Origin of the sequence: Paenibacillus sp. AN1007 (assembly GCF_040702995.1) — a bacterium.
In the GTDB taxonomy this organism is placed as follows: domain Bacteria; phylum Bacillota; class Bacilli; order Paenibacillales; family Paenibacillaceae; genus Paenibacillus.
This window is the reverse complement of record NZ_CP159992.1, coordinates 3,787,206-3,804,427: the sequence shown is the minus strand read 5'-3', so window position 1 is coordinate 3,804,427 and position 17,222 is coordinate 3,787,206. Positions and strand designations below refer to the sequence as shown.

General features: G+C 46.7%; 16 protein-coding genes. 14 read left to right on the top strand and 2 right to left on the bottom strand.

Annotation, left to right across the window (positions count from 1 at the left end):
• Positions 1–111: 111 nt before the first annotated feature.
• The 10 genes from ABXS70_RS16845 (at position 112) to ABXS70_RS16800 (ending at position 9,596) form a co-directional block, all read left to right on the top strand.
• Positions 112–573, top strand: coding sequence for a Dps family protein (locus ABXS70_RS16845; protein ID WP_342555151.1), 462 nt, complete (start codon positions 112–114; stop codon positions 571–573).
• Positions 574–717: 144 nt separating this feature from the next.
• Positions 718–1,296, top strand: coding sequence for a DUF1802 family protein (locus ABXS70_RS16840; RefSeq protein WP_342555152.1), 579 nt, complete (start codon positions 718–720; stop codon positions 1,294–1,296).
• A gap of 436 nt (positions 1,297–1,732) precedes the next feature.
• Positions 1,733–2,515 carry a Fe-S cluster assembly ATPase SufC gene (gene sufC / locus ABXS70_RS16835; RefSeq protein WP_342555153.1) on the top strand — a complete coding sequence of 261 codons (783 nt, stop codon included), beginning with the start codon at positions 1,733–1,735 and terminating at the stop codon, positions 2,513–2,515.
• A gap of 24 nt (positions 2,516–2,539) precedes the next feature.
• Complete coding sequence (gene sufD / locus ABXS70_RS16830; RefSeq protein WP_366289334.1) at positions 2,540–3,844, top strand: Fe-S cluster assembly protein SufD; 1,305 nt, start codon at positions 2,540–2,542, stop codon at positions 3,842–3,844.
• Complete coding sequence (locus ABXS70_RS16825) at positions 3,841–5,061, top strand: cysteine desulfurase (protein WP_342555155.1); 1,221 nt, start codon at positions 3,841–3,843, stop codon at positions 5,059–5,061. The genes sufD and ABXS70_RS16825 overlap by 4 nt, the downstream gene beginning before the upstream one ends.
• Positions 5,051–5,482, top strand: coding sequence for a Fe-S cluster assembly sulfur transfer protein SufU (sufU, locus tag ABXS70_RS16820; protein WP_090920111.1), 432 nt, complete (start codon positions 5,051–5,053; stop codon positions 5,480–5,482). Before ABXS70_RS16825 ends, sufU begins: the two co-directional genes overlap by 11 nt.
• Before the next feature lie 20 nt (positions 5,483–5,502).
• Positions 5,503–6,900: a Fe-S cluster assembly protein SufB gene (sufB, locus tag ABXS70_RS16815; protein WP_342555156.1), complete on the top strand. Its 1,398-nt coding sequence runs from the start codon at positions 5,503–5,505 to the stop codon at positions 6,898–6,900.
• 186 nt (positions 6,901–7,086) lie between these two features.
• Positions 7,087–8,442: a jacalin-like lectin gene (locus ABXS70_RS16810; protein WP_342555157.1), complete on the top strand. Its 1,356-nt coding sequence runs from the start codon at positions 7,087–7,089 to the stop codon at positions 8,440–8,442.
• A gap of 212 nt (positions 8,443–8,654) precedes the next feature.
• Complete coding sequence (locus tag ABXS70_RS16805; protein ID WP_342555158.1) at positions 8,655–9,365, top strand: M23 family metallopeptidase; 711 nt, start codon at positions 8,655–8,657, stop codon at positions 9,363–9,365.
• Positions 9,366–9,455: 90 nt separating this feature from the next.
• Positions 9,456–9,596, top strand: coding sequence for a YjcZ family sporulation protein (locus tag ABXS70_RS16800; protein WP_342555159.1), 141 nt, complete (start codon positions 9,456–9,458; stop codon positions 9,594–9,596).
• A gap of 88 nt (positions 9,597–9,684) precedes the next feature.
• Here ABXS70_RS16800 and ABXS70_RS16795 read toward each other — a convergent pair whose 3' ends face one another.
• Together ABXS70_RS16795 and ABXS70_RS16790 are read right to left on the bottom strand one after the other, a co-directional pair.
• On the bottom strand, positions 9,685–10,731 hold the full coding sequence (locus ABXS70_RS16795; RefSeq protein WP_342555160.1) for an HD-GYP domain-containing protein: 1,047 nt from the start codon (positions 10,729–10,731) through the stop codon (positions 9,685–9,687).
• Between the two features lie 126 nt (positions 10,732–10,857).
• Positions 10,858–11,601 (bottom strand): molybdenum cofactor biosynthesis protein MoaE, encoded by a 744-nt coding sequence (locus tag ABXS70_RS16790; RefSeq protein ID WP_366289327.1) that lies wholly within the window; start codon positions 11,599–11,601, stop codon positions 10,858–10,860.
• A gap of 118 nt (positions 11,602–11,719) precedes the next feature.
• Here ABXS70_RS16790 and ABXS70_RS16785 point away from each other — a divergent pair, with 118 nt between their 5' ends.
• The 4 genes from ABXS70_RS16785 (at position 11,720) to ABXS70_RS16770 (ending at position 17,090) form a co-directional block, all read left to right on the top strand.
• Entirely contained in the window at positions 11,720–13,150 is a 1,431-nt protein-coding gene (locus ABXS70_RS16785) for a bifunctional UDP-sugar hydrolase/5'-nucleotidase (RefSeq protein ID WP_366289324.1), read from the top strand.
• Positions 13,151–13,219: 69 nt separating this feature from the next.
• Positions 13,220–14,341: an HD-GYP domain-containing protein gene (locus ABXS70_RS16780; RefSeq protein ID WP_366289321.1), complete on the top strand. Its 1,122-nt coding sequence runs from the start codon at positions 13,220–13,222 to the stop codon at positions 14,339–14,341.
• Positions 14,342–14,560: 219 nt separating this feature from the next.
• On the top strand, positions 14,561–15,697 hold the full coding sequence (gene yfkAB / locus ABXS70_RS16775; protein ID WP_342555164.1) for a radical SAM/CxCxxxxC motif protein YfkAB: 1,137 nt from the start codon (positions 14,561–14,563) through the stop codon (positions 15,695–15,697).
• Positions 15,698–15,743: 46 nt separating this feature from the next.
• Positions 15,744–17,090 (top strand): hemolysin family protein, encoded by a 1,347-nt coding sequence (locus ABXS70_RS16770; RefSeq protein ID WP_342555165.1) that lies wholly within the window; start codon positions 15,744–15,746, stop codon positions 17,088–17,090.
• Positions 17,091–17,222 lie beyond the last annotated feature (132 nt).

Sequence of the window (17,222 nt, the reverse complement as noted above, 5' to 3'; positions counted from 1 at the left end):
CGCACATCTGCCGAGTTGGCGGGTTTCTAATATTTACTCTCTGTTCTTCGTACAGGGCAGCCTGATATCACGTCGGGCGGACTACATTTTAAATAAAGGATGGGATAGAATATGGCTACAAAAAACAAAACAGATCAAGCAAAATCAGTAGAACAAGTACTTAACCGTCAGGTGGCTAACCTGAACGTACTGTATGTCAAAGTCCATAACTATCACTGGTATGTTAAAGGCCCGAACTTCTTCACGCTGCATGTGAAGTTTGAAGAATTCTATAACGAAATTACAGTTCAAATGGACGAAATTGCTGAGCGTCTGCTCACACTGAAAGGCAGCCCTGCAGCAACGATGAAAGAATATCTGGAGATGGCTTCCATTCAAGAGGCTTCCGGTAAGGAAGATGCCAATGCCATGGTGCAGAATCTGATTGAAGACTTCGCGACGCTGTGCAGTGAGTATCAGGAAGGTATTGATCTGGCTGATGAAGCTGAAGATCAACCAACTGCCGATATGCTGACCGGCTTCAAAGCGGATCTGGAGAAACATATGTGGATGCTTCGTGCATACTTGGGTTAATTCGTCCACGACTGACATACAGCTATTCCTGACTTTGTTCTCGTAAAGGTTCTTTCATCGTGATTCCGTCCTTCCTGCCAGTAAGTTGTCAGAAAAGCATTAAGCGTCTATACTGCTGACAAAGCGACAGGGAGGGTGATCACGATGGTAGATAAGGCAGCAAAACCGGCGTTAAAGGAATGGGCCTCTGCGATCAAAGCGCTGGAAAGCGGACGCCAGATTATGGTGATGCGCAAAGGCGGCATTGTGGAGGAAACAAAACATTTTGAGTTGAAAAGTCCGGCATTTTACCTGTATCCGACTTATGAGCATCAGCGTAAAGAACTGATCAAGTCCTTGGATCAATCCTATGTTGAAGAGTCGTTGGCCGAATGGGTGCCTGAAGCTTCAACCGTCCGCATTACAGCGTATGCTGAAGTAACGCAGGATTTGGAGATTCGAGATCAGGAAATGCTGGATCGACTTCTGGAATATCATATGTGGACAGCGGATTTTGCTGAATCCCGGTTGAAGTGGAAAAAGAAAGATCCGCTCCACATTTTGATTTTACGTGTGTACCGTTTGCAGGAACCGATGGAGATTCCCGTATTACCCGAATATAACGGTTGCCGTTCATGGATTTCCATTCCGAATGGTTTGGCGACGAGCGAAATGACGCCGGTGCTGGACGTTGCGGATTTTGCCGAACAGGTACAGAAGATTAACGAAACACTCAGAATGTAATCCGGCTGTGCGTGAAAAGTTAATAGCTGGAATTGAAAAGGGCTTATCCAGAAATGGATGAGTCCTTTTTAATTCAGTGCCTATGCTGAACAAACTGTGAATTTTGTGATTTATATCACTGTCCGACCACAGAGAAGTTGTTTTCTCATTTGATTCAAACAGTCATTTATTATAGAATCAATAGGAATGAAGTTTCCTGTGAAGGACAAGAATTGATAGGAAATGACTTGATAATCATTGAGAATCAGTTTAGAATTATTCTAAAGTGATTGCTGCTCTACAGCGTTTGAAGGAATTGCTCTAGGGTGTATGAAGAAATGGCATCACAGATGTATGATCACAGAGAAAGTCAGGGGAAGCCCTGTTCAGATATAATAGGCGCTTTTTCTTTTTCGACAGTAAACATCAATTTAATCAATGGAGGGAAACATTACACATGACTACGAATTTCGTCATTGAAGGTCTGAAAGCGACCATTGAAGGTAAAGAAATCCTGAAAGGCATTAACCTGGAGATGAAAGGTGGAGAAATCCACGCGATCATGGGACCGAACGGAACAGGTAAATCCACTTTGGCTTCTGCCCTGATGGGACATCCGAAATATGAAGTAACAGACGGTACAGTAACACTTGACGGTGAAGATGTACTCGACATGGCTGTAGACGAGCGTGCACGTGCAGGTCTATTCCTGGCTATGCAGTACCCGAGCGAAATCGCGGGTGTAACGAACTCCGACTTCCTGCGCAGTGCAATTAATGCCCGCCGCGGCGAAGGCAACGAGATCTCCTTGATCAAGTTCATTCGTCAAATGGAATCCAAAATGAAAGAACTCGATATGAACCCTGAGTTTGCTCATCGTTACCTGAACGAAGGTTTCTCCGGTGGTGAGAAAAAACGGAATGAAATTCTGCAGATGATGCTGCTTGACCCGAAAATCGTAGTTCTTGACGAGATCGACTCCGGTCTGGACATCGATGCTCTGAAAATTGTTGCAGAAGGTGTAAATGCAATGAAGAGCGAAGATCGTGGTTTCCTGATTATTACCCACTACCAGCGCCTGCTTAACTACATCACACCTGACTACGTTCACGTGATGATGCAGGGTCGTATCGTGAAGTCCGGTGGCCCTGAACTGGCTCAACGTCTGGAAGCAGAAGGTTATGACTGGGTAAAAGCAGAACTGGGAATTACAGATGAAACTGTAGGTCAAGAAGCGTAAAGACAAAACGGAGGAGGGTAATAGATGACTACACAAACAATTCTTCCGGTTGAATCTGAAGCGCTTCGCGCCTTGTCGGAAAGCAATAATGAACCCGGCTGGTTGACTGAACAGCGTCTCGAAGCTTTGAAGCTTGCGAGTGAGCTGGCGCTTCCTAAACTGGAAAAACAAAAAATCGAACGCTGGAATATCAGCGAGTACGGCACATATAAAGCAGGCGCAGCGATCTCTTCTCTGGAAGAAGTACCTGCATCAATCAAAGAACTGGTTCAGGACCAGGCAGAAGGAAGTCTGGTTATCCAGCGCAACTCTGGAGCCGTATATTCCAAGTTGTCTGCTGATCTTGCAGCGCAAGGTGTCATCTTCACAGATCTGGCAACAGCTGTTCGTGAACATGCTGATTTGGTAAAACCTTACCTGAACACAGCGGTCAAAGCCGACGAGCATTCCATTGCCGCATTACATGCAGCTTTGTGGAACGGCGGGGTGTTCCTGTACGTTCCGAGAAACGTTAACATTGAAGTTCCGCTGCAAGCGGTGCTGCTTACTGACGATGCTTCTGCAACGTTTGCACCTCACGTGCTCGTTGTTGCTGAAGCGAACAGCTCGGTGACTTACGTAGACAACTATGTGTCTGGCGATCTGTCTGCACCGGTATTCCATAACGGTGCGGTGGAAGTATTCGTTAAATCGGGTGCAAAAGTACGCTTCGCTACCGTACACCAGTTGAACGTCAACGTAACGGATGTATCTTTCCGCCGTGCTGTGCTGGAGAATGACGGCTCCATTGAATGGATCGTTGGTGAAATGAATAATGGGGATACAGCAAGCAACACGATGAGTGTTCTGAAAGGCAACGGTTCCACTTCGGACTCGAAAGTGATCGCAGTCGGTTCCGGTTCCCAAAAAATCAACTATACAACCGAAGCGCGTCACTTCGGTAAAAATACGCCAAGCCAAATGATTACACGTGCGGTTATGCGTGAAGAGGCTTCGGCAATCATTAACGGCATTACGAAAATCGAGAAAGGCGCTACAAGAGCCGATGGACAGCAAACCGAGAAAGTGTTGATGCTTAGTCCTAAAGCACGTGGAGATGCCAACCCGATCCTTCTGATTGACGAGGATGATGTAACAGCAGGTCACGCGGCTTCTGTCGGTCAAGTGAATGCGGAGCAGATCCATTACTTGATGTCTCGCGGGATTAACCGTACGGATGCGGAACGCCTCATTATTTATGGCTTCCTCGCACCGGTGGTGGCGGATATTCCTTTGGAAGCACTGCGTACCCAATTGCAGTCCTTGATTGAGAAAAAGCTGGGACAATGAACCCATCCATTCGCGAGCAGTTCCCGATCCTCCACCAGGAAATCAACGGACACCCGCTCGTATATCTAGATAGTGCCGCAACATCACAAAAGCCTCGTGCTGTAATCGATGCGGTTAAACATTATTATGAATATGAAAACTCCAATGTGCATCGCGGTGTTCATACGCTTGGCAGCCGTGCAACGGATGCTTACGAAGGCGCTCGCGAGAAGGTGGCGAAGTTTATTAACGCTCGCCGTACACAGGAAATCATCTTCACGCGCGGCACAACGACAGCCCTGAATCTGGTGGCTTCGTCTTATGCCCGTGCCAACTGCAAAGAAGGCGATGAAATTGTCCTTACGCAGATGGAGCATCACAGCAACCTGATTCCTTGGCAGCAGGTCGCCAAGGAGACAGGGGCCACATTGAAATACATTCCGCTGCAGTCCGACGGTCATATTGAACTGGCAGACGTGGAGCAGACGATCACGAGCAGGACTAAAATTGTTGCGATTGCTTATGTATCCAATGTGATGGGTCTTGTGCATCCCGTGAAAGAAATCGCTGAAATTGCCCATCGCAACGGAGCAGTTATCGTTGTAGATGGAGCACAAAGCACACCGCATATGAAGGTAGACGTGCAGGATTTGGACTGTGATTTCTACGCACTGTCTGGTCACAAAATGTGCGGCCCAACCGGTATCGGTGCACTCTACGGCAAAAAGGCGCTGCTGGAGTCCATGGAACCGATTGAATTCGGCGGTGAGATGATTAATGATGTTGGATTGTACGATTCCAACTGGAAAGAGCTGCCGTGGAAATTCGAAGGTGGAACCCCGATTATTGCTGGAGCAGTAGGATTGGGCGCTGCCATTGATTTCCTGGAGCAGATCGGCATGGATGAAATCGCGCATCATGAAGGTGTACTGGCCGCATATGCAGCCGAACGCCTGTCCGAGATTGATGGACTAACGATATATGGTCCGGCTAAACGTCACGTTGGCGTAGTGACCTTTAATTTGGGAGATGTCCATCCCCATGATGTGGCGACTGTGCTGGATGCGAGCGGTATAGCGATTCGTGCAGGACATCACTGCTGTCAGCCGCTTATGCGCTGGCTTGAAGTAAGTTCAACGGCTCGTGCGAGCTTTTATCTATACAATAACGAACAAGATGTGGATCGGCTTGTGAGCGCCTTAATCCAGACGAAGGAGTATTTTGGCGATGCAACTTGATGATCTGTACCGACGTGTTATAATGGACCATTACAAAAACCCGCGTAATCGCGGAACGTTTGACAATGATGTCGTCACGGTGAATTTAAACAATCCAACGTGCGGCGACCGGATTTCACTGCAGCTGATGCTGAATGACGGAATCGTTCAGGAAGCCAAGTATACGGGAGAAGGCTGCTCGATCAGCATGTCTTCGGCATCGATGATGACCGAAGCTGTCAAAGGCAAGACGATTGAGCAGGCACTCGATTTGGCTAACCGTTTCTCCTCATTGATGCAAGGGGAAGAAGTCGATTTCGACGATTATGAAGATCTCGAAGCCCTATCCGGTGTGAATAAGTTCCCTGCACGCATCAAATGTGCCACTCTGGCCTGGAATGCACTACGCAAAGGAATTGACGAAGAGGACAATGTACAATAACGATAGGGAGGTCGAGTAAGATGGCTAAAAAAGCACCAGAAATGGAAGAGTATAAATATGGTTTTCGCGATGAGCATAAATCCATCTTTCAAACCGGTAAAGGTCTGACGGCAGAAGTTGTTACTGAAATTTCCCGGATTAAGAACGAACCGGAGTGGATGTTGGAATTCCGTTTGAAATCTTTGAAACAGTTTGAGAAGATGGCTATGCCTAAATGGGGCGGCGACCTGGATGAGCTGGATTTCAACGATATTCAGTACTATGTTCGTCCTTCCGAAAAGCAGGGGAAAACATGGGAAGAGGTTCCTTCCGAAATTAAAGAAACATTTGATAAACTGGGTATTCCGGAAGCAGAACAAAAGTTCCTGGCAGGGGTATCGGCTCAGTATGAGTCCGAGGTTGTATATCACAACATGCAAAAGGAACTGGAAGACCAAGGCGTAATCTTTATGGATACCGATACGGCACTGAGAGAGCATCCGGAAATCCTGCGTGAATATTTCGCTACCGTTATTCCGCCAGCAGATAACAAATTTGCTGCGCTGAACAGTGCGGTATGGTCTGGAGGAAGCTTCATCTACGTACCAAAAGGCGTAAAATGTGAAGTGCCTCTGCAAGCTTACTTCCGGATTAACTCTGAAAACATGGGTCAATTCGAACGTACATTGATTATTGCAGACGAAGACAGCTTCGTTCACTATGTAGAGGGCTGTACTGCACCGATTTACAGCACAAACTCCCTGCACAGTGCGGTAGTTGAGATCATCTGTAAGAAAAATGCGCGCGTTCGTTACACAACGATCCAAAACTGGGCACCGAACATCTACAACCTCGTTACCAAACGTGCGGTTGCTGAAGAGAACGCAACGATGGAATGGGTTGATGGTAACATCGGTTCCAAACTGACGATGAAATATCCTGCGGTTGTACTGAAAGGCCGTGGAGCTAAAGGTTCCGTTCTGTCGATCGCTGTTGCAGGTAAAAACCAGCACCAGGATGCAGGCGCCAAAATGATTCACCTTGCTCCGGATACAACTTCCACGATTGTATCCAAGTCGATCAGTAAACATGGAGGGAAAGTAACGTACCGTGGTCTGGCTTCCTTTGGACGTCAAGCTGAGGGCGCGAAATCCAACATCAAATGTGACACACTCATTCTCGATAATGAGTCCACATCGGATACAATCCCATACAACGAAATCATGAATGATAACATCATGCTGGAGCATGAGGCAACGGTATCCAAAGTATCCGAGGATCAGCTCTTCTACCTGATGAGCCGTGGTCTGACCGAAGCGGAAGCAACACAGATGATCATCATGGGCTTCATCGAGCCGTTCACAAAAGAATTGCCAATGGAGTACGCAGTTGAGATGAATAGATTGATTAAATTCGAAATGGAAGGCTCCATCGGTTAAGCGATACAGCCTTCTACAATAAGCTGGGTACTGCAGCAGAAGCTCTGTGACAGACCCAGCCTTTTCACTAAAACACCTCTTAGAACAGACTTTAGAACAATGTCTGTCTATGAGGTGTTTTTTTATACCCATCTAAACAAAAGTTATACTAAATGCAAAGGAATATGCATAGAAGGAGTGAGATGATTGAAAAGGAATTGGATAAAACAGGGGGCAGCCCTGCTTTTAACTGCTGCTGTAATCTTGACGGGTTTTCAGGCAGGATCACCAAAGGTACAGGCAGAAGAAAGTGGAGTAGTAACGGGTTCATTCAAGGTACTAAGTTATAATGTGGGTGGTCTTCCGAGCCTTGTATCCAGTTCCAAACCTCAAGAATACACCGTTCAGATTTCTCCCAAACTCAATAACTATGACATTATTAACGTACAGGAAGATTTTAATTATCATAATGAACTGATCTCGCAGGTATCGCTGCCCTACCTGACCCAAACCAGTGGGCCTGCAGGTTTTGGAAGCGGACTCAACAGTTTATCCCGGTATCCCTTCCGTGATTTGAAACGTGTGACCTGGAATAAGCGTTCGGGTTTCTTTGATAATGGTAATGATGAATTGACACCAAAGGGTTTTACAGCGTCAGTGTACGAGATTGCACCAGGCGTAAAAGTCGATGTATACAACCTGCATGCAGATGCTGGCGGTGATGCTAATTCGCTTGAGGCAAGACGCGATAACATCCGGCAGCTCTCCAACTACATCAAAGAGCATTCGGACGGTAATGCGGTCATCGTTATGGGGGATACAAATACAAGGTACACCCGTGCTTCCGACAATATTGAGCTGCTTATGTCTGAAAATGGATTGAGAGATCCATGGATTGACCTTATTCGTGGGGGAAATATCCCTGCTGACGGAGACGCTCTTATGGATGGTACGAATAAAAACGGCCCGAATTACGAGGTTGTAGATAAAATTTTGTATCGCGGAAGCAGTGCACTTTCCCTTCATGCTCAGAGCTATCGTCTGGAAGACCAAGTCTTTGTTGATTCTAAAGGAAATCAGTTATCGGATCATTATCCGATTACAGCATCACTAGTGTACAGCACATCTTCGCAATATCAGCTGAGTTCGTCGATAGGCGGGTCTGGAGGTACAGGCTTTAACGATTTGAATCATATTCCTGATGCCGAGCCTAGTTCCATCGTAATCAATACAGGTAACCGCGTGGACGGTATCACAGTGGCATATAGAGACGGCACAACCTTGAGCCACGGAGGCAGTGCCAGTGCGGCTGCCTTAAACCTGGCTCATGGGGAATACCTGACACACATGACGATTGCTCAGGGGACGAGAAATGGAGATAAACGCATCTTCTATGTAGAGTTAACGACCAACCTGGGTCAACAAATTGCAGGTGGTCAGAGGACATCAGACCAGATGCAGCTGGAAGCGCCTGCGGGCTGGTACATTGCCGGTTTTTACGGAAGAGCAGGACAGGAATTAGATCAGCTTGGTGTCGTGTATAAGCCAATCCATGCTGAGTAAGTAGGTAATGTAGTTTTACGTATTTTCATTCTGTATTTTTTCAAATAGAGCATAAATCATATAAGTAGCCGCACCGCTTGAAACGATTATTGAAACCGAAAGGTTATCGTACGATCGTATTCCGAGGGGTGCTCTTTTTGCTCCAATCTGACGAAACGCACAAGCCAATTCATAGAGTTGAGCATTTTATAATAGAAAAAGGATGTGATGCTATGAATGCAAACCCTTTCGAAGGGTATCGGATTACAAGTTCATTCGGTTATCGAATCCATCCTATACATGGAGGCCAAACGTTTCATCGAGGTGTAGACCTGGTCACAGAGCCTTGGAATGGTCCCGTATACGCATTTCTTGAAGGAACGGTACGTTTTGCGGCAGAAGGACGCACAGGCTCCGGTTTTGGAGGATATGGGCTTACCGTCGCTATGGAAGATCATCGTGGATACCTGCATTGTTATGGTCATCTTTCTCGTATTGCTGTTCGCATTGGTCAGAAGGTGAAGCGAGGCGACCTTATCGGTTACCAGGGCAGTACTGGGCAGAGCACAGGTCCGCATGTACATTATGAGATTCGCAAAACAAGTTCACCTTCCTATGGATACACGGCAAGTGAACATGGAGTTGTTGAACCAGGAGCATACTTGTTAAAAGAATACGGAATGATCTCTCAGGAAGAGGAGGGAACGCCGATGACAAATGAGGAAAAAGAGCTGTTTACGCTGATGCAGAAAACACTGCAGCTTCAAGGAAAATGGATTCAGGAACAGAAGCGTTTGACTAATATGAGCTGCCCTGTGTGGGCTCAGGAGGCACTGGCCTATTATCGTCCCTTTATTGAGGATGACACAGGGAGTTATGACTTTTGGAGAATACTTGTAATCATGCATCGGAAGGAAACGGGGAAAAAGTTAGATGGGCTGTGAACCAAATCCGGAAGATTGCCGTTTCGCCCGGTTCACCGAGGGGAGAAGCATCATATGTTAGGGTATACCTGATAAAGAGGAGGCAATCACATGAGCGAAGTAGGATATGGCTGTGGGGGCAATGTTGGTAACGTAGGCGGTGTAGGTGGATACAATCCATGTACATCCGTTGGCGCGATCTTGGTACTGTTCATCCTGTTGGTAATCATCACAAAAGCATTCTGCGTATAACACGACCGACAAAATAACACTTAAAAAACGAAGGGAAGCTCCGGTGAGCTTCCCTTTTAATAATGGTAATTTAATCGGATGCTGCGGCTTATTGAACGTAGATTTCAACAATAGCCACGTCTCTTTCTTTCGCTAAATCGATAAAGGCTGTAGAGGTCTGAACGAGTGGGCGGAAATAGTCGGCGGGGTTATTCATAACAATGACACCCGTCTGTCCTGTTGTGAGAAGTACCCTTTTGCCGATAAAATTCGGAAGCATATGTTTGATCAGCTCCTGAGTTGCTTCACCATTCAATTGACCAAAACTGAGACTGTAGAGCTCGCACAGTACAGAGATCAGCTCCTGCTTGGTTTGGTAGACCCGATTCGTTGTCATGGCACTGTACACGTCAGCTACGGCAGTGATGCGAGCATAGGGATGAATTTCTTCCCTCTTCAATCCATGCGGATAACCACTCCCATCCTCGCGTTCATGATGCTGGAGGGCAACCAATGCCAAAATTTCGTCCTGTGTAGAAGCTTTGATAATATCATAACCGTAAAAGGTATGTTTTTTCATTTCTGCGAATTCTTCGGTCGTTAGTTTGCCTGGTTTATGTAAGATTTCAGAAGGAATCTTGGACTTTCCGATATCATGAAGATACCCCGCTTTGGCTACCGTAAGACACTCTTCCGGGTCATAGCCCATCCAGCCAGCAATATAAAAAGCGAGCATGCCGACTTGTAAAGAATGATTGTACGTATAGTCGCTATCTCCATCAAGCATAAGCAGGAGAGAGACAACATCTTTTTGTTTTTCAAGCTGACCCGTCAGGGTGCCTAAAATTTCATCAACCTGTGATTCATCAATAAATCCCTTCTCAATGGCTTGTTGGAACAGGGATTCCGTGCCTTTGATCGTGTCGTTAAACAGATTGGTTAACAGACGGGTCTGATCGGAAGGCAAGTTTTGTTCATCAGAGTGAAGGTTAGATGTATGTTCTACATCTGCGAAATCAATTCCATGCTGCAGCAGTTTGGATATGTCATCTTCACTGAGAACGGAACCTTTCATCAGCATGTGGAGACCTGAAGAATTGTAGATATCGTTTTTTAGCAGGTCGCCGGGTCTAAGATCTGTAACATGCACTCTCACGTATAAACCACCTTTTCCTCGACTAATATCGACACATATCATTATAATAACAAGAAAAAAATGGGTTGACAACGACTTATTTACTGTTTAAAGGTTCATGTAAACAGCGTATAGACTCATTTTTTTCTATTCCATGGGGTTCCAGGGTCCTAATTGATGTCCCTTCCATTCTGAACCGTCTTCCCAAATTTCTTTTTTCCAGATCGGTACCGTTTGTTTAAGTCTTTCAATAGCATAACGGCTTGCATCGTAACAGTCGCTGCGGTGAGGGGAGGATACGGCGATCACCACGCTGATCTCTGCCACGTCAACTTTGCCAATACGATGACTGATCGCACAGATTACACCTGGCCAGCGTGCTGCAATTTCCGTACCAATCGCAGCCATATGGGAAAGAGCCATAGGAACATATGCTTCGTATTCCAGATGTACAGTGCGCTGCTCGCCCGTCATTTCACGAGTCGTCCCTACAAAAGTGAGTGCGGCGCCATGGTTGGCAGTAATCACCCGATTGGTGACTTCCTCAACAGACAGAGGCGCATCCGTAATCATAAACAGGCCGTCTTCCGTGCGGTGTTCCTGTGTATGCGGCTGCTGATCTTGATTCTGGTTAGAAGTACCATCTCCTCCGGATACAGGAGGAATCAAGGCGAGTTCATCATCGGCCTTAAGTATAGTATCGGCAGGAGCGTATTTTTGATTTACTGCCAGGAAGGAGGAACGAATCTGCGAAGCAGCCTCGGGATATGCCTGTCCTAATTGTTCTTTCAGCTCATAAGCCGTAATCATCTCGCCATTGCACTCAAAATCCAGTTGGGATGTATTTAAACGCTCGGCAATGCCTGCAAATAGTTGAATTGTAAATTTCATGGAATGGATCTCTCCTTTTTGATCTCTAAACCCTATAAATATATCATAACGCCGTAGAAAATGTTATGCTTATCCATTAGAAGAATGTACGTTTAATGAACGGCAGGGAGGCAGTGTTATGCACAGCAGCGAGAAGCAAACATTAACCATTTTGCACACCAATGATATTCATAGTCATTTCAGCTCCATGAGCGCCATCGCTGCCATGATTCATGAGGAACGCGCTGAAGGAAGGCATCTGCTTGTCCTTGATATCGGGGACCATATGGACCGAATGGCTGTTGAGACGGAAGGTACACTCGGCATGGCCAACGTGGATGTGATGAATCTGACAGGTTATGACGCCGTTACGATCGGCAATAATGAAGGGCTGACGTTTACACCGGCCCAGCTTGCACAGTCCTATTCCGGACTGCTCTGTCCAATCGTATGCGGCAACGTAGTAGAACAGGATACAGGGCGCCCTCCTGTCTGGATGAAACCGTCGATTATTATCGAAAAAGGACCTTTCCGCATTGGTCTCCTGGGAGCGACCGCTCCATTTAATACGTTCTATGAACTTCTGGGGTGGGAAGTGACTGACCCTGTAGAGACGTTAAAAGAACAGGTTAACATGCTGCGTGAGCAAGTGGACGTGATTGTCATTTTATCTCATCTTGGTCTATCAACGGATAAAAGACTGGCGGAACAGATTGCCGGTATAGATGTTATTCTGGGCGGACATACCCATCATGTCTTGGAGGAACCTCTGGTTATAGGTCAAGCTGTGCTTGGAGCAGCAGGTAAGTTCGGACAATGGCTTGGTAAGGTAGTGCTGGAACGAGCAGGCGAAGCCGAACCCGTGAAGCTGGTGAGCAGTGGATGTGTGCCCGTACAGCAGACCCTATTGGAAGAACAGGTGTCCCTGGCGATTGCCACAAATTTTAAAGAAGCGGAGAGAACGCTGGATCAGACAGCCGTAATTACGGATCGAACGCTGCCCATCAACTACGAACAGGAGTCGCCTTTTGCCAACCTGCTTGCACAAGCAGTCCGGCAGTTTACAGGGGCTGAACTGGCACTTGTGAATGCGGGGCAGCTTCTTGGCGGCCTCCCGCAGGGAGACATTACCAAAGGAATGTTACATTCCCTATGTCCATCTCCGATAAATGCTTGTACAATATGCTTGAATGGTCAGCAGATTCGTGAAGCACTGGAGCAGTCATTACTTGAAGAATTTATTCATAAACCGATTACAGGATTCGGGTTTCGGGGGCGAATTCTCGGGACGATCTGTATGGACGGAATGGAGGTTCATTATGATCCCTTGGCGGCAGCGGATAACAAAATACAATCCATTTACGTAAACGGAATTCCTATGGATGAACAGCGTGAATATGTTGTTGGAACACTTGACATGTTTACGTTTAATGTGGGATATCCTTCCTTGGCCCAAGGAAACAGTATACAATATTATCTTCCTGAATTTATACGTGATTTGCTGGAACGGGAATTAAAACGACCAGGTGCACTGGAGGAGAGCCAGCATGCTCGCTGGTTTCAAAGCTAGAACAGGACTGCCTTCTGCTGATGCGGCGGCTAGTGTTCATTACATCTACGGAGCGGGAGAGGATAGGCTGTGCGTTTAGTACATATAAACTTATTGCAGCCTGGCATGAAGCTGGGGAAACGAATTTTTAGTGAAGAAGGTCTGGTCTTACTCAGTGAGGATGTAGAATTAACAAGCAGATTGATCGGACGATTGAAAGAACTCGGGATTGGATATGTTTATATTCAGGATGCGGCGACAGAGGATATCGTCGTGCCTGACATGCTCCAGGAAGAAACGAAGCGAAGGGCGCTTGTAGAGATCAAACAGCAGTTCCAACATATGTCCGGCCTGAAAAGTAAAAACCGGATCCCTCACTTCGGTAAAGCGCTTAGTGGTGTAATGAACAGCATTCTGGAGGACATCGGCAGTCAAAAGGAAGCGATGATCATGTTAATGGACATGAACTCCAGCGATTTTGACCTGTACAATCACTCGCTGAATGTTTGCGTATATACCCTTGTGCTTGGAGTAGCCTCAGGTTATACACGTCAGCAGCTTATGGAGATTGGTTTGGGTGCACTGCTGCACGACATTGGTAAAACACAGATTGCTTCCGACATTCTACATAAGCCTTCACGCCTCAGTGATGAAGAATTCAAGATTATACAGCAGCATACGACATACGGGCACCGGATTCTGAAGGATGAACCCGGCATCCCTCTGCTTGCAGCACACTGTGCACTGCAGCATCATGAACGAATTGATGGCAGCGGTTATCCTTTCGGCTTGAAAGGCAGTGAAATCCATGAATATGCAAAGTGGATTGCTTTGGCAGATTCTTACGATGCAATGACGACGAACCGCGTCTATCGTCAAGCCTTATTGCCGCATCAAGCTGTGGAAGTGCTGTACACAGGTTCCGGGACCCTTTATGAGCAGCGAATGCTTGAAAAGTTCAGGGACTGCGTCGCGATCTATCCCGTAGGTCTATCCGTAACGCTGAGCACCGGGGAAGTCGGCGTTGTTGCTGCGATTCAACCGCGCGTGCCGCAGCGGCCGCTGATTCGTGTTCTCAAGGATGCAGAAGGGCAGATGCTCGCTGCACCATATGAAATAAACCTTGCCACTGAACTTTCAGTAATGATTACAGGTGTGGAGGGCGTGGCAGATGCTTCTTCACTCCTGACAGGTGAACCTCTGAAAAGCTGAGCAAACAGAATATGGTGCAGGCGCTCAATCGTCTTATCGGAGACTTGAAGACAAGTTTTCGAAGATGCATGAGCGTTTTTTGTCATGTAATGGACAGGGTTTGGATGTGCCGGAAGAATTGTAATTGTGCTATGATAAAAGACAGCTTCCAAAAAAGTAATCTCGGATATGATGTAAATAAAACTTTTTCGGTTAATAAAAGGAATAAGGTGAAGAACTATGACCATGCTAAACTCAGGATCGGTACAGCCGATGCCTTTATCGCCAACGAATGATCCGTGGGATCCGATTGGCTCTCTGCGTACATATGGACGGCATGTGCTGACCAGTGTAGAAATGACGGTGACACATCTGTGCAATATGCGGTGTGAACATTGTGCCGTAGGGGATATGCTTACGATGCAGGAGGCGCCTGCACTTCCGCTCTCACTGATGTTGAAACGACTGGACGAGGTGGAGCACCTTCAGACGATCAGTCTGACAGGCGGCGAACCAAGCTTCAGCCAGAAGACGGTGGATGAAATGATCATTCCGCTGCTTAAATATGCCAAAGAACGCGGTATTCGCAGTCAGATCAACTCTAATCTGACGCTGGATATCAGCCGATACGAAAAGCTGCTTCCATACCTGGATGTGATGCACATTTCTTTCAATTATCTGAATGCAGATGACTTCCATCAGGTTGGATTTGCCAACAGCGGCAGAGCGGTGAAGCGTGAGGTTGCCGTGAAAATGTATGAGAAGATGATGGAGAACTCTCGGAAGCTGAGTGAAGCCGGCATGTTTATCTCTGCAGAGTCGATGATTAATTATCGTACGCACGATAAGCTGGATGGCATTCATCAATTAATTCGGGAAATGGGCTGCGTTCGGCACGAAGTCCATCCGATGTACAATTCCAACTTTGCATCCGCGCTGCCCGTGCTGTCGCTCGATCACATGAGAGCTGCCATTCATCGGCTGCTTGATGTACGTGATAAAGAGATGTGGATGCTCTTCGGAACACTGCCGTTCTTCGCGTGCAGTACGGCCGAGCAGGATCGTGAATTGATTCAGCGCTTGTACAGCGAACCGAATGTGACCGTTCGCAACGATCCGGATGGACGCAACCGTGTTAATGTCAACATGTTCACCGGTAACGTATATGTGACCGATTTTGCCGATATCCCTGCATTCGGTAACATTCATGACCGGAAACTGGATGACGTGTTCCACGAATGGTCTGCGGAGCATCCGCTGAATCAGACGGTAAACTGCCATTGTGATGCAGCATCATGCTGCGGGCCAAACCTGCTTGTGGCCGATATGTATTATAAAGGCGTGGACTTTAAATCCAGAAAGGCCATTACACGTTAATATTCCAGGTGCATTCCTGAAATAGACAGAGAAGGGGAGTTACATCTTGGAGATTCATACCGAATTTCATCTTGGACAGCTGGTATTTAATCTGGTCTGTGTCTTTTTGCTCGTATTTTTGAATGGCGTATTTGTGGCAGCAGAGTTTTCTCTTGTCAAAGTAAGACAGACGCGCCTGACACAACTGCAGAGTGAAGGAAACCGTCTGGCTGGTTATGCTTTGAAGGTGAATGGTAAACTGGATGCCTACCTGTCAGCAACTCAGTTCGGAATTACACTGACTTCTCTCGGACTGGGATGGTTAGGAGAACCTGCAATCTCCAAGCTGCTTGTGGAACCACTGATGTTTAAGCTGGGCGTGTCGGATACAAGTCTGATTACAACCGTATCTGTCATTATTGGTTTTTGTATCATTACGTTCCTGCATATCGTACTTGGTGAGCTGGCGCCCAAATCTCTGGCGATTCAAAAAACAGATGGTGTCGCGCTGCTTTTATCCGCACCGCTGCTGTTGTTTTATAAAATTTTCTTCCCATTTATCTGGGTTCTGAACGCATCAGCCAATGCTTTGCTGCGTCTGGCTGGTATTGAACCCGCGAGTGAAAGTGAGGCCCATTCCGAGGATGAGCTTCGCATTTTGATGAAACAAAGTGCCAAAAGCGGAGTCATCGACAAGGATGAGATCAAGCTGATGGACAACATTTTCGATTTCTCTGACATGCTGGCTCGTGAGGTTATGCTGCCTCGTACAGATATGGACTGCTTGTACACCCATCTGCCCCTGGAAGAAAACTTAAAGATTATTAACGCAACGAAACATTCCAGATATCCGGTAGCTGTGGAGGATAAAGATGAGATTATCGGATTTATCCATATTACGGATCTGCTCTTGGCTGAACCGGAGCAGCAGCAGGATCTGGCTTCACTTGTACGCCCGATTCTGAACGTACCGGAGTCGATGGAGATCAGTCATGTGCTTCGCCTGATGCAGAAAAAGCATTCTCAGATGACCCTTGTAGTCGATGAATACGGGGGGACTGCGGGATTGTTGACCGCTGAAGAGATTTTGGAAGAGATCGTTGGCGATCTCTATGATGAGTTTGAAGATGAGCGTCCACATATGGAACGCATCGGTGAAGCCTTTTCGATCGACGGACGTTCGCTGATTGAAGAAGTTCATGAATGGACCGGGGCGATTATTGAGGACGAAGAAGTAGATACGATCGGCGGGTGGCTGTTCAAAGAGCTGGAAGGCAGTCCGGTCAAGGGAAAAACACGTGAACAGAACGGATATGTTTTTGAAGTAGAAGAATCCACACGATTACGAATTACCCGGGTTAGAGTGTATAGACAGCCGAAAGAATCAAATGCTGATTCACAAGAGGAGCAGTGAGCTGCTTCAGTCTCAGAATGATGATTATTTCTCAGGTGTCGTTTAGATCTGTGATTTTAACATCCGGAGCCAGAGATCGTAAATTAAATATAGAGGACCTTTGGAAGCAGCTCAGGCGGCTTTTGAAGGTCT

What these genes read in the sequence shown, in the direction of transcription:
- ABXS70_RS16845 (WP_342555151.1), top strand. Translation starts at nt 112, where the DNA reads ATGGCTACAAAAAACAAAACAGATCAAGCAAAATCAGTAGAACAAGTA.
- ABXS70_RS16840 (WP_342555152.1), top strand. Translation starts at nt 718, where the DNA reads ATGGTAGATAAGGCAGCAAAACCGGCGTTAAAGGAATGGGCCTCTGCG.
- sufC (WP_342555153.1), top strand. Translation starts at nt 1,733, where the DNA reads ATGACTACGAATTTCGTCATTGAAGGTCTGAAAGCGACCATTGAAGGT.
- sufD (WP_366289334.1), top strand. Translation starts at nt 2,540, where the DNA reads ATGACTACACAAACAATTCTTCCGGTTGAATCTGAAGCGCTTCGCGCC.
- ABXS70_RS16825 (WP_342555155.1), top strand. Translation starts at nt 3,841, where the DNA reads ATGAACCCATCCATTCGCGAGCAGTTCCCGATCCTCCACCAGGAAATC.
- sufU (WP_090920111.1), top strand. Translation starts at nt 5,051, where the DNA reads ATGCAACTTGATGATCTGTACCGACGTGTTATAATGGACCATTACAAA.
- sufB (WP_342555156.1), top strand. Translation starts at nt 5,503, where the DNA reads ATGGCTAAAAAAGCACCAGAAATGGAAGAGTATAAATATGGTTTTCGC.
- ABXS70_RS16805 (WP_342555158.1), top strand. Translation starts at nt 8,655, where the DNA reads ATGAATGCAAACCCTTTCGAAGGGTATCGGATTACAAGTTCATTCGGT.
- ABXS70_RS16800 (WP_342555159.1), top strand. Translation starts at nt 9,456, where the DNA reads ATGAGCGAAGTAGGATATGGCTGTGGGGGCAATGTTGGTAACGTAGGC.
- ABXS70_RS16790 (WP_366289327.1), bottom strand. Translation starts at nt 11,601, where the DNA reads ATGAAATTTACAATTCAACTATTTGCAGGCATTGCCGAGCGTTTAAAT.
- ABXS70_RS16785 (WP_366289324.1), top strand. Translation starts at nt 11,720, where the DNA reads ATGCACAGCAGCGAGAAGCAAACATTAACCATTTTGCACACCAATGAT.
- yfkAB (WP_342555164.1), top strand. Translation starts at nt 14,561, where the DNA reads ATGACCATGCTAAACTCAGGATCGGTACAGCCGATGCCTTTATCGCCA.